This window comes from Mesorhizobium sp. P3_A10, from assembly GCF_056403175.1.
Map to the genome: position 1 here is coordinate 292,557 of NZ_JBFUFZ010000005.1, position 17,928 is coordinate 310,484.

Here is a 17,928-nt window from a genome sequence, read left to right on the forward strand (position 1 = left end):
TCAGCCCGGCCTGAGCATCGAGCGGGAGATGGCAAAAATGCGCTCGGCGCCGAGCATGTAGGCCATCAGCGTCTCCAGCCGGAACAGCCCGGCATAGGCGCGGTCGAGCACGTTGAGCGAGCCCGTATAGGCACCGAAGGCCGGCATGATCATGCGGCCGCCATCGCCGGCAAAGCAGCGCCGCCGCACCGAGCGGCCGCGCTGGACGATGCGGGCGCATGGATGCAGGTGTCCGGCGACTTCGCCCTCCACCCTCACCGCTGAAGGCTCGTGTCGAAACAGCAGCGACCCGATGGCCAGTTCGCGCACGGTTTCGCCGGGCAGGTCGGCGGGCGCATCCGGATCATGATTGCCAGCGACCCAGAACCAGTCGCGGCCTGCCATCAGCGCTTCCAGCCGCTCGCGAAAGCTCGAATGCATGCGCTCGGCGCCACCGCCATCGTGGAAGGAGTCGCCCAGGCTGATGACGATGGTGGGCTGATAGTCTGATATCACCGCCTGCAGCCGCAGCAAGGTCGCGCCGGTGTCGTAAGGCGGGATCAGCGTGCCGCGGCGGGCCAGCGAAGAACCCTTTTCCAGATGCAGGTCGGACACCGCCAGCAGCCTGAGGTCCGGGAAATAGAGCACGCCACGCGGATCGCAGACCGCGCGCTCGCCGGCGATGCCGACCATCTCGGCCTCGGCGATCAGCGATGCGCGTGCCAGCGAAAAATTCATCTCGAAACCAAACTCATCTTTGGCCCATGGCCTCCTCGACCAGATCGGCGGCTTCCATCAACAGCGATTCATTGGCGCCGCCATTCACCGATTCCTTGCCGATCTCCAGCATGATCGGCACCGCCAGCGGCGAAATCTGGTCGAGATGCTTATGCATGATTCGACCACGCACACGCGAGAGCATCTCGGCAAGTCTGCTGACATCGAGCAATCCGGACGAGGCGTCGGTGCGCGTCGCCTGCAGCAATATGTGGTCCGGCTCGTGGCTGCGCAGCACATCGTAGATCAGGTCGGCCGACACCGTCACCTGCCGACCACTCTTCTCCTGGCCGGGAAAGCGTTTCTCGATCAAACCGGCAATGACCGCGCAATTGCGGAAGGTGCGTTTCAGCATCCAGCTGTCGTTCAGCCAGGCTTCGAGATCGTCGCCCAGCATGTCCTCGTCAAACAGAGCCGCCAGCGAGGGCTTCTTCGCCTTGAACAGTGCAGCCATGTCGTCCAGCGCCCAGACGGCCAGCGAATAGTCGGTGGCGACGAAGCCGAGCGGCCTTGCGTTGGCCCGCTCCAGCCGCCGTGTCAGAAGCATGCCGAGCGTCTGGTGCGCCAGCCGGCCTTCGAAGGGATAGGCGACCATGTAGTGCCGGTTGCCGCGCGGGAAGGTCTCGACCAGCAGGTCGCCGCGTTTGGGCAGCACCGACTTTTCCTTCTGCAGGCGCAGCCAGTCTGCAACCTGTTCGGGCAAAGCCTGCCAACGGTCGCTGTCGGCCAGCATGCCGCGCACCTGGTCGGCCAGATAAGTCGACAGCGGAAACTTGCCGCCGGCATAGGACGGCACGATGATGTTGGCGCCGGAGCCGTTGGAGACGACGCATTCGTTCTCGCGGATGCCTTCGAAGTGCAGCACCTTGCCGGCGAACAGGAAATTGTCGCCGGGCCGAAGCGTCTCGGCAAAATACTCCTCGATCTTGCCGAGCACCGGCCCACCGCGCCCGGCCATACCCCGCCCCTGCCTGACATAGCGCACGTTGAGCTCCGGCATCTCGACGATGGTGCCGACGTTCAGCCGGTATTGCTGGGCGATGCGCGGATTGGAGACGCGCCACAAGCCATCCTTGGTCTGGCGAATGCGGGCGTAGCGCTCGTAGTTCTTCAGCGCGTAGCCGCCGGTGGCGACAAAATCGACGACACGGTCGAACGTCTCGCGCTCCAACCCGGCATAGGGCGCAGCACTGCGCACCTCTTCGAACAAAAGATCGGCATTGACGGGCGCGCCGCAGGCGACGCCCAGCACGTGCTGCGACAGCACGTCGAGCGCGCCATTGATCAGCGGCGGCGTGTCCTGCGCGCCGAGATAATTGGCATCGAGTGCTGCCCGGCACTCCAGCACCTCGAAGCGGTTGGCCGGGATCAGGATCGCCTTGGACGGCTCATCCATGCGGTGGTTGGCGCGGCCGATGCGCTGCGCCAGCCGGCTGGCGCCCTTGGGCGCGCCGACATGCACGACGAGATCGACATCACCCCAGTCGATGCCGAGATCGAGCGTCGAAGTGGCGACGATGGCACGCAGCGCGTTGTCGCCCATCGCCTTTTCGACGCGCCGGCGCTGGCCGACATCAAGCGAACCATGATGCAAGGCGATCGGCAGCGAATCCTCGTTGGACCGCCACAGCTCCTGGAACAGCAGCTCGGCCTGGCTGCGGGTGTTGACGAACAAAAGCGTCGTGCGATGGCGCTTGATCGCCTCATAGATTTCGGGAATGGCGTAGCGGGCCGAATGGCCGGACCACGGCACGCGCTCCTGCGAATCGAGGATTGAGATGTCGGGCTTGGCGCCGCCGGTGACGGTGATCAGCCCGGCCATGGCGCCCGCAGGGTTCTGGCCGACGAGCCAGCGCCGCAATTGATCCGGTTCGGCCACCGTCGCCGACAATCCGATGGTCTGCAGGCCGGGAACAATGCTGCGCAGCCGCGCCAGCCCGAGCGCCAGCAGATGCCCGCGCTTCGAGATCACCAGCGAATGCAACTCATCCAGCACGACGTAGCGCAGGTCTTCGAAGAAGCGCCTGGCATCGGGTGCCGCAATCAGCAGCGCCAGTTGCTCGGGCGTGGTCAGCAGGATGTCGGGCGGCACCAGTTTCTGCCGCTGGCGCTTGTGCGAAGGCGTGTCGCCGGTGCGCGTCTCGATGGTGACCGGCAGGCCGATTTCCTCGACCGGCTTGCCGAGATTGCGCTCAATGTCGACGGCCAGTGCCTTCAGCGGCGAGATGTAGAGCGTGTGGATGCCGCGATGCGCCTGCCCCGGCTTTCGCCTGGGACGATTGGCGAGCTCGGTCAGCGAGGGCATGAACCCGGCCAGCGTCTTGCCGGCGCCGGTCGGCGCGATCAGCAGCACCGATTGGCCAGCTTGCGCCCTTGCCAGCAATTCGACCTGATGGGCGCGCGGCGACCAGCCCTTTTCCCCGAACCATCTGATGAACGGCTCGGGCAGGGCCACGGCGGCATTCTGTTCGGCAAGGCGCGGCTGCTCTGTCACCCGCAAGAGGTAGCGCGACGGCGTGCAATCGCCAAGCAGAATCGGAACAAAAGGTGATCGGAGAGCACCCCTCGCCCCGTTTACGGGGGAGAGGATGCCGGCAGGCAGGTGAGGGGCAGCGCGAACTTTTGAATCGTTAGCGCCGCCCCTCATCCGCCCTTCGGGCGTTCGTCGTTCGAAAAGCCAAGCAATTGGCTTCTAGCCCGCTGCGCGAACCACTCCTCACCTCCCCGTAAACAGGGCGAAGGAAGAGGCGCTACGGCCTGCGAAACCCGGTCGGGGCACCATAGAGATAGCCGATGCGGGCGATCGCCTCTTTCAGCCCCTCGCGCGACACCAGCATGGTGTGGCCATTGGCGTGGATCATTGTTTCAGGATCGGTCATGACTGCGACATGGCCCTTCCAGAAGACCAGGTCGCCGCGCCGCAGCCCGGCAAAATCCGCGCCGGGATCAAGCGGCTCGCCGAGGTTTGCTGCCTGCATGTCGGAATCGCGCAGCACGTTCTTGCCGGCCATGCGCATCGCCAACTGGACGAGACCGGAACAGTCGATGCCGAAGCCGGAGGTGCCGCCCCATAGATAGGGCGTACCGAGAAACATCTCGGCAATGGCGACGTAGTCGGCGGCAGCTTCGCCGACTGGCCGCAGATGACCTGCGATCAACGCCTCGCCGGAGGGCAGGACGGCATAGTGCGTGCCGCGCGTTTCGGCGGTACCCGTCACCGTCACTGTCGATCCCATCGATAGTTGGTCGCTCAGCGGAAACCTGAGGTCAGGACCGGGATAGAGGAAGGTACGCGGTACCGAGACGATGTGGGTCGGGGCATGGTCGCGCCCGCCGAGTATGGTGTCGGCGACATAGCCGACATAGCCGTCGCGCTCGGCCTGGATCCAGGCCCAGCCCTCGGCGACATCGAAAACGAGGACGTCGTCGCCTAACAGAAGTTGCGTGTTGACGCCGGCATCGGGGCGCGGCGCCTTGCGGACATCGGCCACTGAGGCGGCAATGCGCACCGGCCGGCCGGCGACAAAACGGTCGGCGACGACCTCGCCTTTCAGCCTGGCATCGGCGAGATCGCAACGGAAGGCGTGAAGGCGGGCATCCCTGGCGGTCAAATCGGCAACTCTGTCAGATTGTTTGAGCATGATCTTTTCCGAAAACCGGTTCCCACTTTTCGGGATCATGCTTTAGATGGGCAGTTCGTGGGCTCGGGCTATGATACCATCGCCGAAGCGCTCGACAAAGAGCGCGCCTTCGACCGTGCGCTTGACCAGCACGTTGCGCTTGTCGAGTTCGTCGCGGTGGCGCGACACCAGCTTCAGCGCGCCCATCGTATCGAGCGCTCGGGTGATGACCGGCTTGGTGACGTTGAGCCGGGCGGCGAGCCCGCGTACCGTGTGCGGCGGCGGGTCGAGATAGATGGTGAACAGGATGGCCGTCTGGCGCATGGTGAGGTCGGGCGCGTCGTCGCGCACCTGCGACAGCATCACCTGCTGCCACAGTCGCAAAGCCTGGCTCGGACGCATGGAAATCGACATCCGCCCAGCATGACGGCAAATTGTTTCGGTTCCGTTTCAGTCATAGGTAACTTTGCTCCTCTGCGCGCAAGGTTAGCCAAAGCGTTTCGAGACAATCCGCTCCAGCGCGCGTATGGCTTGCGCCTCGCCGCCTGCCGGACCATACGGGCGATCGGACAGGTTCCAGGCGAAGATATCGAAATGCGCCCAAGCCGTGGTCCGTTCGACGAAACGCTTAAGGAAAAGTGCCGCCGTGATCGAGCCGGCAAAACCGTCCGTGGTGACATTGTTGATGTCGGCGATCTTCGACGACAGTTTTGCGTCATAGGGCCGCCACAGCGGCATGCGCCACAGGGGATCCTCGACCGCAATTGAAGCCGCCGCCAGGTCCGACGCCAGCTTCTCGTCATCGGTGTAGAAGGGCGGCAGGTCGGGTCCGAGCGCGACACGGGCTGCCCCGGTCAGCGTCGCCATGTCGATGAGCAGCTGCGGCTCATCGTCGTCGGCCAGCGCCAAGGCATCCGCCAGCACCAGTCTCCCTTCAGCGTCCGTGTTGCCGATCTCGACGGTGATGCCCTTGCGGCTGGTCAGCACGTCGCCGGGCCGGAAGGCGTTGCCGGCAATCGAATTCTCGACCGCGGGGATGAGCACGCGCAGCCGGACCTTCAGCCCGGCAGCCATGATCATGGAAGCGAGGCCAAGGACATTGGCGGCGCCGCCCATATCCTTCTTCATCAACAGCATGCCCGACGACGGCTTGATGTCGAGGCCGCCAGTGTCGAAGCAGACGCCCTTGCCGACCAATGTCAGCTTTGGTGCGTTGTTCGGCCCCCACGTCATGTCGATCAGGCGCGGGGCGCCGACCGAGGCGCGGCCAACCGCGTGAATCATCGGAAAATTCTGCTTGAGCAATTCGTCGCCCTTGATTACCGATATCTCGGCCTTGTGCGTCGCGGCCAGGCTTCGCACCGCCTTCTCCAGCTCGTCCGGCCCCATGTCGCTGGTTGGCGTGTTGACCAGATCGCGGGTCAGGAAAACACCCTCGGCGGTGCGGCGAACACGCGCCGCATCGACACCGGAGGGCAGCGCGAAGCGCAGCGCCTTGCCTGGCTTCTTGCCGTAGCGGGTAAAGACATAGCCGCCGAGCACCAGCGCGATGGCGGTAAGTTCCGGCTCAGCCGGGGCGGCGGCAAAATACCAGTCGCCTTCCGGCAGGGCTCGTGCCAGCGCGCCGACGGCAAGCGCGCCCTCGTCATCGCCGACACCGAACAGTGCACCAGCAACAGCGCCGTTTTCACCAGGCATGACAAGCGTCCTGCCGGCCTCGCCGGAAAAGCCGTTGGCGCCGGCCCAGGCGATCGCGGACGGCGCTAGGCCCGCCGCATCCAGGCCGCCCTGGGCGACCAGATGGATCGGCAATGCGGCCTTCGGTTTCGTTTCGACGAGTTCGACAGGCATTCGATGTTCTCCGCGCGCGGCTTTTCGAGTCGGCGTTTCTTAACCGTCCGTTAGGGTTAACAGAATATTTCTGCGGGAGGGAAGATGGTCAGGCAATGGCCACGCATATGAATGGAGACCCAGGTGCCCATGCCGATCAACCGCACAACGAACGCCACGGGAAAACGGCTGATCACCACGGCATTCATGATGGCACTTGCGGCCGGCATCGCCGGGTGCGGCACCAGCAAGTTCACGACCGGCTCCATCGGGCGCACCAGCGGCAAGCCGCTGGAAACCATGTCGGCGGGCGAACTGCACACCGCCACGACCGCGCTCGGCGAATCATATGCCCGAAACCCCGACGACAAGCGCATAGCGACAAATTATGCGGCGGCATTGCAGATGGACGGCGACGCCGACCAGTCACTCGCCGTGATGCGCAAGCTGGCGATCGCGCTGCCGAAAGATCGCAGCGTGCTTGCCGCCTATGGCAAGGCGCTCGCCGCCAACGGCCAGTTCGAGCAGGCGCTCGACGCCGTGCGCCGCGCGCAGACGCCGGAATATCCGGACTGGCGGCTGGTGTCGGCGGAAGCCGCCATTCTCGACCAGCTCGGCCAGAAAGACGAAGCGCGCCAGGATTACCGCAAGGCGCTCGACCTCAAGCCGAACGAACCCTCGATCCTTTCCAATCTCGGCATGTCCTACGTGCTGGAGGGCGACCTTCGCACGGCCGAGACCTATATGCGCTCGGCCGCCCAGCAGCCGAACGCCGACAGCCGCGTGCGCCAGAACCTGGCGCTGGTCGTTGGCCTGCAGGGCCGCTTCGACGAGGCCGAGAAGATCGCTTCGCAGGAGCTGTCGCCCGATCAGGCGCAAGCCAACGTCGCCTACCTTCGCCAGATGCTCGCCCAGCAGAATGCCTGGAGCCAGCTGAAAGACCAGGACAAGACAAAACCGGCGACCAACTGAGCGGACGACGTTCGCAGCAGCCGGCCAACCGCGCCGACAATCAACGCTGAAATGCAAAAAGCCGCGCGGCATCCAGCAGCGCGGCTTTATGTTGATTTCATTGCTTCGTAGATTTCGATGACACCTACTCGCTGGACTTGTGCTGGTCGCCGAAGATGCCACGCTGGCTTACCTGCATGCCGGCGGGTCCCAGAATGATGGCGAAAAGCACCGGCAGGAAGAACAGGATCATCGGCACGGTCAGCTTCGGCGGCAGGGCCGCGGCCTTCTTCTCGGCCGCGTTCATGCGCATGTCGCGGCTTTCGGCGGCAAGCACGCGCAGCGCGTGCGCCACCGGCGTGCCGTAGCGCTCGGCCTGGACCAGCGCCTGGGTCACCGACTTCACCGATTCCAGACCGGCGCGGTTTGCCAGGTTTTCGTAGGCCTGCTTGCGTTCCTGCAGATAGGAGAGCTCGGCGTTGGTGAGGATGAATTCTTCCGCCAGCGCCACCGACTGGGCGCCGATCTCGTCGGCAACCTTGTGAAGCGCCGCCTCCACCGACATGCCTGATTCAACGCAGATCAGCATCAGGTCGAGCGCGTCCGGCCACGCCATCTGGATCGACTGCTTGCGCTTGGCAGCGCGATTGTTGACGTAAAGGATCGGCGCATAGAAGCCGCCATAGGCGACGAGAATGCAGACGAACACTTTCACGAAAGCCGGCCGATCCGGCAGCCCGCCAAGCACGAACAGGTAGACGGCAGCCAGACCGAAGCCGACAAAGGGCAGGATCAGGCGGAAGAAAAGGAAGCGCGTCAGCGGGTTCTGTCCGCGAAAGCCCGCCACCTTGAGCTTCTGCAGCGTCCCCTCGTCAGCCAGGGCGCGCCTCAGATCCAGCCGGTCGACGATGTTGCGCATGCCGATCGATTGCTCCTCGCGCAAACCCTTGCGGCGGCGATCGGCTTCGTTGGCAAGCCGCGCGCGTTGTTTTGCACGCAATTCATCGCGCTCGAGCGCCACCGATTTCATGCGCGCCTTGAGCTGATTGCCGCTAAGGGCGGGCAGCAGCGTGAAGACGGTCGCAAACACCGCGATGCCGACCAGCAGGGCGATCAGGAAGGCGGGGTCGGTAAGGGATTTGACGACTTGGTCGGTCATTGGCGCGAAATCCTAGACTTCGAAGTTCATCATCTTGCGCATCACCAGGATGCCAATCGACATCCAGACTCCGGCGCAGCCGAGGATCAGATTGCCGGTGCTGGTGGTAAACAGTGGCATGATGTAGTTCGGGCTCGACAGGTAGACGAGAAGCGCGACGACGAAGGGCAGCGCGCCGATGATGACGGCGGAGGCCTTTGCTTCCATCGACAACGCCTGAACCTTGGCCTTCATCTTCTTGCGGTCGCGCAGCACGCGCGAAAGATTGCCCAGCGCCTCGGAGAGATTGCCGCCGGCCTGAGACTGGATCTGGATGACGATGCCGAAGAAACTTGCCTCGGTGCACGGCATCGTTTCGGCCATGCGCAAGGTGGCATCGGGGATCGACAGGCCCATTTGCTGGGAATCGACGATACGACGGAACTCGGTCCTGACCGGCTCGGGAGATTCGTTGGCGATCAGGCGAACGGCGTCGTTCAGCGGCAGGCCGGATTTGACCGCACGCACGATGATGTCGAGGGCGTTCGGAAATTCGTTGAGAAAAGCCTTGACCCGGCGCGCGCGGCGAAACGAAACGAACCAGCGCGGCAGGCCGAGCGCTCCGGCCAGCAACGCACCTGGCAAGGTCAGCATCGGCGCACCGGCGTAATAGGCAAGAGCCGTGAGCACGATGCCGCAGACAGCGGAGTAGATGTAAAAGCGCTCCATGGAAACCTGCATGCCGGCCTGACGGATCTGGGCCTTCAGCGGCGGTTTCTTGACGATACGGTCCTTGGATTTCTGCTTTTGGTCGAGATTCTTCAGCGAATCCTGAACGGTTTTCTTCCGCTTGACCGCTTCGGCGGCACGATCGCGCGAAGCCTTGACGACGGAACGATCGGTCTCGGCGGTCTTGATCGTCTCAAGCCGCTTGCCGACCTGCTTCTCATTGCTGATGCGGGTGAACAGGAAAGCATAGGCGACCGCGCCGGCGCTGAAGCCGGCGAGCACGATGAATGCCAGTACGGTGCCGTCAATTCCGAACATTGATCAGAGCCCCCACGCCTCCAGTTGCATCAGTCAGCGCGCTTCTCCATGGACTCGAGCGCAGCGGCGAGGCGCTGTTCCTCGCCATAGTAGCGCGCGCGATCCCAGAAATGTGGGCGGCCGATGCCGGTCGATACATGCTCGCCCAGCAGCCTGCCATTCGCGTCTTCGCCCTTGATGTTATAGAGCACGATATCCTGCGTGATGATGACGTCGCCTTCCATGCCGATCACCTCGGTGATGTGGGTGATGCGGCGCGACCCGTCGCGAAGGCGTGCTGCCTGGATGATGACGTCGATGGAACCGACGACGATCTCGCGCACGGTCTTTTGCGGCAGCGAGAAGCCGCCCATGGCGATCATCGATTCGATACGGTTCAGGCATTCGCGCGGGCTGTTCGAGTGGATCGTTCCCATCGAGCCGTCGTGACCGGTGTTCATCGCCTGCAGAAGGTCGAAGACTTCCGGTCCGCGCACTTCGCCGACGATGATGCGCTCGGGCCGCATGCGCAGACAGTTCTTGACCAGGTCGCGCATGGTCACCTCGCCCTCGCCCTCGAGGTTGGGCGGGCGGGTTTCGAGACGAACGACATGCGGCTGCTGCAATTGCAACTCGGCCGAGTCTTCGCAGGTGATGACGCGTTCCTCGCGGTCGATATAGTTGGTCAGGCAGTTGAGCAGCGTCGTTTTGCCCGAGCCGGTACCGCCCGAGATGACGATGTTGCAGCGGACACGGCCGATGATCTTGAGAATCTCGGCGCCTGCCGGCGAGATGGCGCCGAACTTGACCAGCTGGTCGAGCGTCAGCTTGTCCTTCTTGAACTTGCGGATGGTGAGCGCGGTGCCGTCGATGGAGAGCGGCGGCGCGATGACGTTGACGCGGGAACCATCGGGAAGGCGCGCATCGCAGATCGGACTCGATTCATCGACGCGGCGGCCAACCTGGCTGACGATGCGCTGACAGATGTTGAGAAGTTGCTGATTGTCGCGGAAGCGGATGCCGGTCTGTTCGACCTTGCCGTTGACTTCGATGTAGACGTTCTTGGAGCCGTTGACCATGATGTCGGCGATGTCGTCGCGGGCAAGCAATGGCTCCAACGGCCCATAGCCAAGCACGTCGTTGCAGATGTCCTCGAGCAGTTCTTCCTGCTCGGCGATCGACATCGCGAAATTCTTGATCGCAATGATGTCGTTGACGATGTCGCGGATTTCCTCGCGCGCGCTCTCAGGGTCGAGCTTGGCAAGCTGCGACAGATCGATGGTGTCGATGAGCGCGGAAAAAACCTGGCTCTTGGTGTCGTAGTAGGTTTCGCTTTTTTCGCGCTGGACCCTTTTCGGCTCCGGCGCCAGCGGCGGCGCCTCGACCGCGCGGCGCGCCGGCGGCGCGGCAGCCTGGGGCGTTGCCGCAGGCCGGGCCAGAACCGCCGTTTCCGCAGTTGCAGCCGCCGGTGCTGCAGGGGCAGGTGCCGGTGCTGGCTGGCGGAACTCCGGGGCGAACCGGTTGCCGTCGTCAGAGCCTCTTTTACCAAACATGATCGACTACCAATTCCGCTTAAGGAGCGTCACTTCTTGTTGCGCGAGAGTTTGCCGAGGAGACTACCGAGGCCGGCTTTCTTCTTCGCCTTGATTTCGCTGCGCCCGGTCAGCACATGCGCGATTTCGTTGATCATGCCGACGACCGGACTCTTGGCGTCCATCTCGCCCAGCATGCGCCCGTTGTTGGCCGCGTTGCCGAACAGCAGTGGATCAAAAGCGATGACCGACATCGGCGAGATGCCAAGCGGTTCGGCGAAATCGGCCGATGCAATCTCGGGCCGCTTCGGCACGCCTGCCTGGTTGATGATCAGCTTGGGCGGCGCGTCGTTCGGGCGAAGCCGTTTCAGCATGTCGACCATGTTCTTGGTGTTACGCAGATTGGCCAGCTCCGGGGTTGCCGTGATGACGATCTCGTCGGCCTTGATCAGGGTGTTCTTGGTCCAGCCGGTCCAGACGTGAGGGACATCGAGCACCAGCAGCGGCACACTGCGCTGGGCTACGTCGATGAGCTGGGCGAAGGCGTCGGGATCAAAATCGTAGACCCGTTCCAGCGTGGAGGGTGCTGCAAGCAGCGACAGATGTTCGGAGCACTGCGCGAGCAGCCGGTCAAGATAGACTTCATCGACGCGTTCGGGCGAGAACACCGCCTCGGCGATGCCTTGTGCCGGATCCTGATCGAAATTGATGTTGGCCGTGCCGAAAGCCAGGTCGAGATCGGCGACGACCACTTCGGACTTGAACAGCGACGACATCGCCCAGGCCACATTATGGGCAATGGTCGACGAGCCGACGCCGCCCTTGGCGCCGACGAAGGCGATCGAGCGGCCGATCGGCTCGGCTTCCGGATCGACGAAGATCGATGAGACCACGCTGACGATGTCGGCCATCGACACCGGTGCGATGACATATTCGGAAATGCCGGAGCGGATAAGTTCGCGATAAAGGCCGATATCATTATAGTGGCCGATCACCACAACCTTCGATGTCGGATCGCAATATTCGGAGAGCTGGGCGAGCTGCTCCAGCAATTGTTTGGGCTCGCTGCGCGATTCCAGAAGGATCAGGTTCGGCGTCGGCGCGGAGTGGTAGAACTCGACCGCAGTGGCGACGCCGCCCATATGGACCTTTAGATGCGCCTTCGCCATGCGGCGATCCTCGCCGGCGCGTTCGATGGGATTGGCGACACCCTCGGTCTCACAAAATGCCTGGATCGAGATGCGCGGGATCGGCCGCAGCGCCTGCATCGCGGCGATGTCCTGTTGCGACGTGTCGCCGCTGTCGGATGGGGTCTCGTAGGCCAGGTTGCTCATGTCCGCGTGCTCCAGACTGCGATCGATCAATAGTCGACTTCTGTTGTGGGGACCGGCGAGAAGAATGGGGCCTTTCGATATCCGTCGATGACGATCCCACGCCTCTCAGCGTCGATGGGCGCCTGCTTGCGCGGCCCAAGCAGATCGGCCGGATTGGCCATCTGGGCGGCAAGGTTGTTCTGATACGAGCAGCCGTAATCGGCATAGTGCTTGTTTTCCGACGACTTCAGCATGTCCTCGGGCCAGCGCCCGCATTTGTCGGTCTGGGCTTTCGTCGAGATATAGGCGACACGGACCGGGGCCGAGGCTTCGACGGAAGCGGACTGATAAGTGGTCATGACGATCCGGTTGCGGTTGATGCCGCTGGCGACCGCCAGCCTAGCGAAGTCGCGTCCAGCCGCCGTCGCCGCGATCTCATTGGCAGAGCCAACCGGAACTGCGATCGTCAGCGATGGGGCGGCGCTCTTGTCGTAGCCGTCCAGGAAACCCAGAAGCGTGTCGCGCTGGAAGCCGGTCATGCCGCGATCGCCGGCGCCGACCGGAAGGTCGATCTTCTCGTTCCTCTCCGCGATGACGATCGGGTGCGTGGTGCGATAGTCGTCCGGAATTGCACCAACCGTGATGCTGTCGCGTCTGAGATTGGCGCAACCGGCCAGCGACGCCGCGACCGCGATCGCCAGGATCGGAATGGCCGACCGGCAGATGCGCTCGCGGCTGGATCGTACCGTGGCGGCGATCGTCATTGCCTTTGATGCTGACTGAGACATGTCCGCTTCCCCGCTTACTTGTAGATGAAGCCGACAACGCCGTGATAACGGCCGTTGGGCTTGTCGGTCTGCATGGTGCCGTAGACGCGATTGACGCGGCCGAGGAACATGCCGGCGCCATCACTCGGCGCATTGAAATTATCGTCCGGCTTGGCCAGATCGTTGCGGGCCACCGGTCGCGCCAGATAGGGCGTGATGATGACGACGAGTTCGCTTTCGTTGCGTATGAAATCCTTGCTGCGGAAGAGTGTGCCAAGCACCGGTATCTTGCCGAGGCCCGGTAGTCCCGATACAGCCTGACGAACGTCGTCACGGACCAATCCGGCAATCATCATCGAACCGCCGGAGGGTAACTCGACCGTCGTGTCGGCAAGTCTCTTGCGGATCGAAAGCAGGCTGGTTCCGGGCAAGCCCCCGCTGGCTTCAAGCGTGGAGGCGCCTTCGGTGGTCGGCTCCGAGACCGACGTCCTGACCTTGAGACTGATGCGGCCAGCCGACAACACCACGGGCTGAAACTCGAGGCCAATGCCATATTCGATTTTCGTGTTCGTATATGTGACAGGTCCCGTGCCTGTACGTTGGGTGATGAGGTTGTACTGGCCGCCTGCCTTGAAGGTTGCCTTCTCGCCCGAGACCGCCGTAAGTGTCGGTTCCGCCAGCGTCTTCATGACGCCGCTTTGTTCCATTGCATTGATGTAGGCTTGAAGCCCGTTGCCGCCGGCACTGCCCAACGCCATGTTGGAAAGCTGCGAAATCGGTTTGCCCAGCCCGAAAGGCGGCGAACTTATCGCGCCGGCGCTGATGCCGTTGATGCTGCCGTTGCCGATCAGATTGACGCCGAGCTGCTTCATGACCGAGCGGCTGACTTCGGCGACCGTGACTTTCAGCGTCACCTGATCATCGCCGATGATCTGCAGCAGGTTGACGATCTTGCTGACACGCCGCTCGGAATCCGGATTGTTGATGTCGACGCCGCCATTGGCCGAGCCGCCGGCTGCCGTCTGTGAATACTGTCCGGTGGTCGCCTCGCCGCCGGATACGAAGATGGTCGCGAGATCGACGGCGCGCTTGGCGTCCAGCGGCGTGTCGACGGTTCCGGTCAGAACGACGTTGTCGTTCAGCAACTCGACCTTGATCTGCGCCGTCGGAAGGAAACGCCTGAGGTAGTCTTCCAGGCCGGCGACGTCGCGTTCGACGGCCAGATCCAGGCTGACGATCTGTTCGCCATTGGGGCCAAAGACGAAGATGTTGGTCTCGCCAACGGACTTGCCGAACAGATAGATGCGCCTTGCTGTGCGGGTCACCGCATCGGCGACCGCCGGGTTGGCAACCAGGATGTCATAGGCATCACTCGGCAGGTCGATGACCACCGACTTGTTGAGGCCAAGCTTGACGCGCTGGGTGGCGGTCGACGCCGATACCTGGGCATTCTTGCCGGCGGCCTTCGCCTCGACGAGGCCATGCGCATTGGTTCCGATGAGAAACAGGCCGATTGCCGCTGCCATCATGACCGGCAGTTTACTGTTTAGCCTCATTTCCTTGCCCCCACTTCGGAAACTTCGCCCGACTTGATCAACCGCACCGTTCCGCGCCGTCCATTGCCGGAAACGAGGTAGTCGGCCTCATCCGAGATCTTTTCCTGGTTGTCCGTGATCGACCGCAGCGCCAAGGTCAGGCGATCCGCCATCTGCTGGGCGACGGTGATGATCTCCGCCTGCTGCGGCGTCAGCTCCAGCGTGGCGGTCTGGCCGACCCTGGTCTTCTTGCCTTCCTCGTCCTCCTGGATGGTCTGATCGATCGCCAGGACGCGGATGTTCTTGAGGATGGTCTCGGTCGTAAACCCACTGCCGCCGCTGACATCGGACCTGCGGGTCATAATGACGTCGACAAAATCGTTGGGGAGAATGAAGCCGCCTGCCGAAGTGTCGGCCGAGATCGCCGTAGCGACGGCACGCATGCCGCTGGGCAGGATCGACGACATGAAGCTTTGCCCCTCGCCGATCAGCTTGGAGCGCCGCAGCGGTTCGCCAGTGTACATCGCCACGCGGGCGACGGAGCTTTTCAGCTTCTCCAGCGCCTCGGGCTCGGCAGCGCGGGTGATGAAGTTTGCATTGATGCCGTTGGCCGGCCAGGACTCCCAGTCGATGTTGTTCTCAAGCTGGCTGCCCATGGCAACGTCGCCGGAAAGGACGAGCACATCCTGCAACGCGATCGCCGGTGCCTGCGGGGCACCGACAACGACCTGAGGCGGCGGAGCCACCACCATTTTCTTCGCAACATATCCTGCGCCACCTGCCGCGGCCACCGCCACGCTCAGAATGATCAGTCGGGATGCTGGCATCTGTCCGAACCCTCGCCTTTTTTGGCAAACCACCTGGCCAGGCCGGACTTTGCAGCCGCAATCGTCAAAACAAGGTTAATGCAGTGCTTACGATCGTGATTAATTTAAGGTTTACATAAATTAGACGGAACCGGTTCCCGCAGACGCGAAGGGCGGCCAAGCCGCCCCTCTCCAAGCCAATATTTCAAGCCGGACCCGGTCGGGAAAACTACGCGGCCAACCTTGCCAGCGCCCACACCATCAATGGCGAATCGGGATAGGCAATCAGCCCGCCTATGCCGAGCGCGATGCCATAAGGGACGCCGCCAGCGTCGTCGGCGAAGTGGCGCAGGAACGCATTGTGGCTGGTATAGGTCGCCAGCGGCGATTTCCGATAGACGAGGATGGCGAGCGTCAGCAGGCCGCCTATGAAGGTCGAAAAGACGAGGTATTCGACAAGGTGGATGTTGAGTCCCATCCAAACGGCAGTGGCCGCCAGCAGCTTGGCGTCGCCGCCGCCCATGCCGCCGAGCGCAAACAGACCGAATGTCACCGCCAGCACCAGACCACCGGCGGCGAAATGCCAGCCATAGCTTGCCCAGTCCATACCCGTCAGTGGCGCGACCAGGGCAAAGACAGCCAAAAGCAGGACCGGCACGCGATTGGCGATCGTCATCGACAGCGTGTCGGAGATCGCGGCAAAAAGCATGCAAAACGGAAAGACAACGAAAATCAGAGCTTCAAGCATGGGCGCGGCGCCTATGGTGAAATTGTACCTGGCCTCAGTCTAGGCAGGCTCGATTAACGATTGATGATGCCAAGAATTCAAAGTGGTTCTTAACACGGAATAAGGGCCGCCAATGAGGCGGCCCTTATTATGAAATAACGACCAGATATGGTTAGTTAGAGTTATTCACCGCCGAAGCGATGGCCGTGAACTTGTTGTTCAGGGCGTTGCCGAGCGAGCCAGCGCCGACCATGATGGCGAGCGCGATGAGAGCGGCGATCAGACCGTATTCGATGGCGGTCGCGCCGGATTCGTCCTTCACAAAACGTGCGATGAGATTAGACATTAGAGAGCTCCTACTCCACGTGGTTACAGCACTTCCGTCAACTTCTGTGGTGGTTGATCGGATGCTGCCAATCTAGGGAGAAGCTCTTTCGATCGGCTTAAGAAACAGGATTACCGATTCCTTTCCGGTATCCAACAGCTTGCGTGGTTAACCGTGAGCTAAATATCGAATGATGGTCTGAGCGCAGGAAAAAGGTTGCGAAAGGCGCAACTGCGCGGCTGCCGGAAAGCTGTCTGCATTATTAAATGCGAGCAGGTCGATGCAGACGCCGCCGCGCCGGTCGTCGACTTAACCGTTGGTTCACCAATCTCGTTCATGTTCCGTTGAACAGTTTGCTGCCGTGGGAGCGCCTCAATGACCGGGTCGAGATCGTTGTTTCTGATTGCCGCGCTTCTCGTTGCGCCGGCTTTCATCGTGCCCGCCAAGGCTGGAGCCGGCATTGAAGTCACCATGAACCAGGCGAAGATCGTCAAATTGACGCGCGCCGCCGACACGATCGTTGTCGGCAATCCGGCAATCGCCGACGCCGCCGTACAGGATGCATCGACGATCGTGTTGACCGGCAAGGGATTCGGCGTCACCAACCTGGTTGTTCTCGACCAGGACGGCAGCCCGATCATCGACGAGCAGGTCACCGTGGTGCGGCAGGCCGCGTCATCGGTGCGTATCTACAGACGTGCCCAGATACAAACAATGTCCTGCACGCCCTACTGCGAGAGCTCTTTCAAGAGTGACGCCGAGAAAAACTCCGAAGCCGAGATGAGCGCCGGCCAGTAGGCGATCAGGGCCATCTGCTCTTCCCGGCAACGCCGCCTCTTGCTGAACATGCCGCTGCGGTTAGCGGGCGGTTAACGCCATCTCGCAGAATTTAGCGGTCATCCAAACCGGACCTCAATGGGTTTTCGCTAGTGTTCCGGCCGATACCGCATCAGGATTGGCAGGGACGGGAATGAGCTGGGACCCAAAACCCGAAATCGGCAAGGGCAAGGCAGGGCGGACGCGCTTCCCCCGGCGCTTCCTTGGCGATCGACGCGGCAGCACGGCAGTCGAATTTGCGATGCTTGCTTTGCCGTTTGCGCTTCTCGTCTTCGCCATCCTTGAGAGCTGCATCTCATTTGGCGGGCAAGAAGTGATGACCAACATCACCGACGATATCGCCCGTCAGCTGCGTACTGGCCAGCTAAGACAGGTCGACGTGGCGGGAAACAAGCTGAAGGACATGATCTGCGCCAGACTGGAGATTATTGTTGCCAAGAATTGCCCCGGTTTGCTGGTGGATCTGCGGGCGTTCCCGACTTTTGACGACGCGGCCAAGGCTGGCTTCAAGATTTCAGGCGCGGACATTGTACTGACCGGCACGACGGACACGACTTTTCAGGTCCAGACAGGCTTGGCGGAATCGAAGAACATGCTGCGGGTTTTTTACAAATGGCCGGTCATGACAGATTTCATGGCCAGTTCGATGGCCAACATACAAGGCGGAAAAACGCTGCATTTCGCATCGGTGACCTGGCAGAACGAGCCGTTCAACAACTGAAAACTGCGCTGCTGCGTCAGCAAAAGAGGGTAGAAGCATGTATC

The 17,928-nt window shown here is 62.3% G+C and carries 17 protein-coding genes; 3 read left to right on the plus strand and 14 right to left on the minus strand.

All coding sequences use genetic code 11. The features are described 5' to 3' along the window. The 5 genes from pdeM to AC1DXU_RS20780 all read right to left on the minus strand — a co-directional run bounded on the left by pdeM (position 1) and on the right by AC1DXU_RS20780 (position 6,227). Positions 1–717, minus strand: coding sequence for a ligase-associated DNA damage response endonuclease PdeM (gene pdeM / locus AC1DXU_RS20760; RefSeq protein ID WP_477371995.1), 717 nt, complete (start codon positions 715–717; stop codon positions 1–3). 13 nt (positions 718–730) lie between these two features. Next, positions 731–3,250, minus strand: a complete 2,520-nt coding sequence (locus AC1DXU_RS20765; protein ID WP_477372261.1) for a ligase-associated DNA damage response DEXH box helicase — start codon at positions 3,248–3,250, stop codon at positions 731–733. Between the two features lie 256 nt (positions 3,251–3,506). Beyond that, entirely contained in the window at positions 3,507–4,397 is an 891-nt protein-coding gene (locus tag AC1DXU_RS20770) for a C40 family peptidase (protein WP_477371997.1), read from the minus strand. Between the two features lie 42 nt (positions 4,398–4,439). Next, a complete protein-coding gene (locus AC1DXU_RS20775) occupies positions 4,440–4,790 on the minus strand; it encodes a MarR family winged helix-turn-helix transcriptional regulator (RefSeq protein ID WP_477371999.1) in 351 nt (116 codons plus the stop codon). A 72-nt stretch (positions 4,791–4,862) separates the two neighbouring features. After that, positions 4,863–6,227, minus strand: a complete 1,365-nt coding sequence (locus AC1DXU_RS20780) for a leucyl aminopeptidase family protein (protein ID WP_477372001.1) — start codon at positions 6,225–6,227, stop codon at positions 4,863–4,865. Positions 6,228–6,356: 129 nt separating this feature from the next. Here AC1DXU_RS20780 and AC1DXU_RS20785 point away from each other — a divergent pair, with 129 nt between their 5' ends. Then, entirely contained in the window at positions 6,357–7,178 is an 822-nt protein-coding gene (locus tag AC1DXU_RS20785) for a tetratricopeptide repeat protein (RefSeq protein ID WP_477311904.1), read from the plus strand. A 124-nt stretch (positions 7,179–7,302) separates the two neighbouring features. Here AC1DXU_RS20785 and AC1DXU_RS20790 read toward each other — a convergent pair whose 3' ends face one another. From AC1DXU_RS20790 to AC1DXU_RS20830, 9 genes are all read right to left on the minus strand, one after another. Next, positions 7,303–8,316, minus strand: coding sequence for a type II secretion system F family protein (locus AC1DXU_RS20790; RefSeq protein WP_477311612.1), 1,014 nt, complete (start codon positions 8,314–8,316; stop codon positions 7,303–7,305). Positions 8,317–8,328: 12 nt separating this feature from the next. After that, a complete protein-coding gene (locus AC1DXU_RS20795) occupies positions 8,329–9,342 on the minus strand; it encodes a type II secretion system F family protein (protein WP_477311611.1) in 1,014 nt (337 codons plus the stop codon). 29 nt (positions 9,343–9,371) lie between these two features. Next, positions 9,372–10,874 (minus strand): CpaF family protein, encoded by a 1,503-nt coding sequence (locus tag AC1DXU_RS20800; RefSeq protein WP_477311610.1) that lies wholly within the window; start codon positions 10,872–10,874, stop codon positions 9,372–9,374. A gap of 29 nt (positions 10,875–10,903) precedes the next feature. Next, positions 10,904–12,187: a CpaE/TadZ family protein gene (locus AC1DXU_RS20805; protein ID WP_477311609.1), complete on the minus strand. Its 1,284-nt coding sequence runs from the start codon at positions 12,185–12,187 to the stop codon at positions 10,904–10,906. A 26-nt stretch (positions 12,188–12,213) separates the two neighbouring features. Continuing rightward, on the minus strand, positions 12,214–12,954 hold the full coding sequence (locus AC1DXU_RS20810; RefSeq protein WP_477372003.1) for a CpaD family pilus assembly protein: 741 nt from the start codon (positions 12,952–12,954) through the stop codon (positions 12,214–12,216). Positions 12,955–12,968: 14 nt separating this feature from the next. Further along, positions 12,969–14,489, minus strand: coding sequence for a type II and III secretion system protein family protein (locus AC1DXU_RS20815; protein ID WP_477372005.1), 1,521 nt, complete (start codon positions 14,487–14,489; stop codon positions 12,969–12,971). Then, on the minus strand, positions 14,486–15,295 hold the full coding sequence (cpaB, locus tag AC1DXU_RS20820; protein WP_477372007.1) for a Flp pilus assembly protein CpaB: 810 nt from the start codon (positions 15,293–15,295) through the stop codon (positions 14,486–14,488). Before cpaB ends, AC1DXU_RS20815 begins: the two co-directional genes overlap by 4 nt. A 208-nt stretch (positions 15,296–15,503) precedes the next feature. After that, on the minus strand, positions 15,504–16,022 hold the full coding sequence (locus tag AC1DXU_RS20825) for an A24 family peptidase (protein WP_477372009.1): 519 nt from the start codon (positions 16,020–16,022) through the stop codon (positions 15,504–15,506). A gap of 151 nt (positions 16,023–16,173) precedes the next feature. Then, entirely contained in the window at positions 16,174–16,347 is a 174-nt protein-coding gene (locus AC1DXU_RS20830; protein ID WP_477241671.1) for a Flp family type IVb pilin, read from the minus strand. 354 nt (positions 16,348–16,701) lie between these two features. Between AC1DXU_RS20830 and AC1DXU_RS20835 the strand changes: the two genes are divergently transcribed. Together AC1DXU_RS20835 and AC1DXU_RS20840 are read left to right on the plus strand one after the other, a co-directional pair. Further along, a complete protein-coding gene (locus AC1DXU_RS20835; RefSeq protein ID WP_477372011.1) occupies positions 16,702–17,124 on the plus strand; it encodes a pilus assembly protein N-terminal domain-containing protein in 423 nt (140 codons plus the stop codon). A gap of 172 nt (positions 17,125–17,296) precedes the next feature. After that, complete coding sequence (locus AC1DXU_RS20840; protein ID WP_477372013.1) at positions 17,297–17,884, plus strand: TadE/TadG family type IV pilus assembly protein; 588 nt, start codon at positions 17,297–17,299, stop codon at positions 17,882–17,884. The last annotated feature ends 44 nt before the right edge of the window (positions 17,885–17,928 follow it).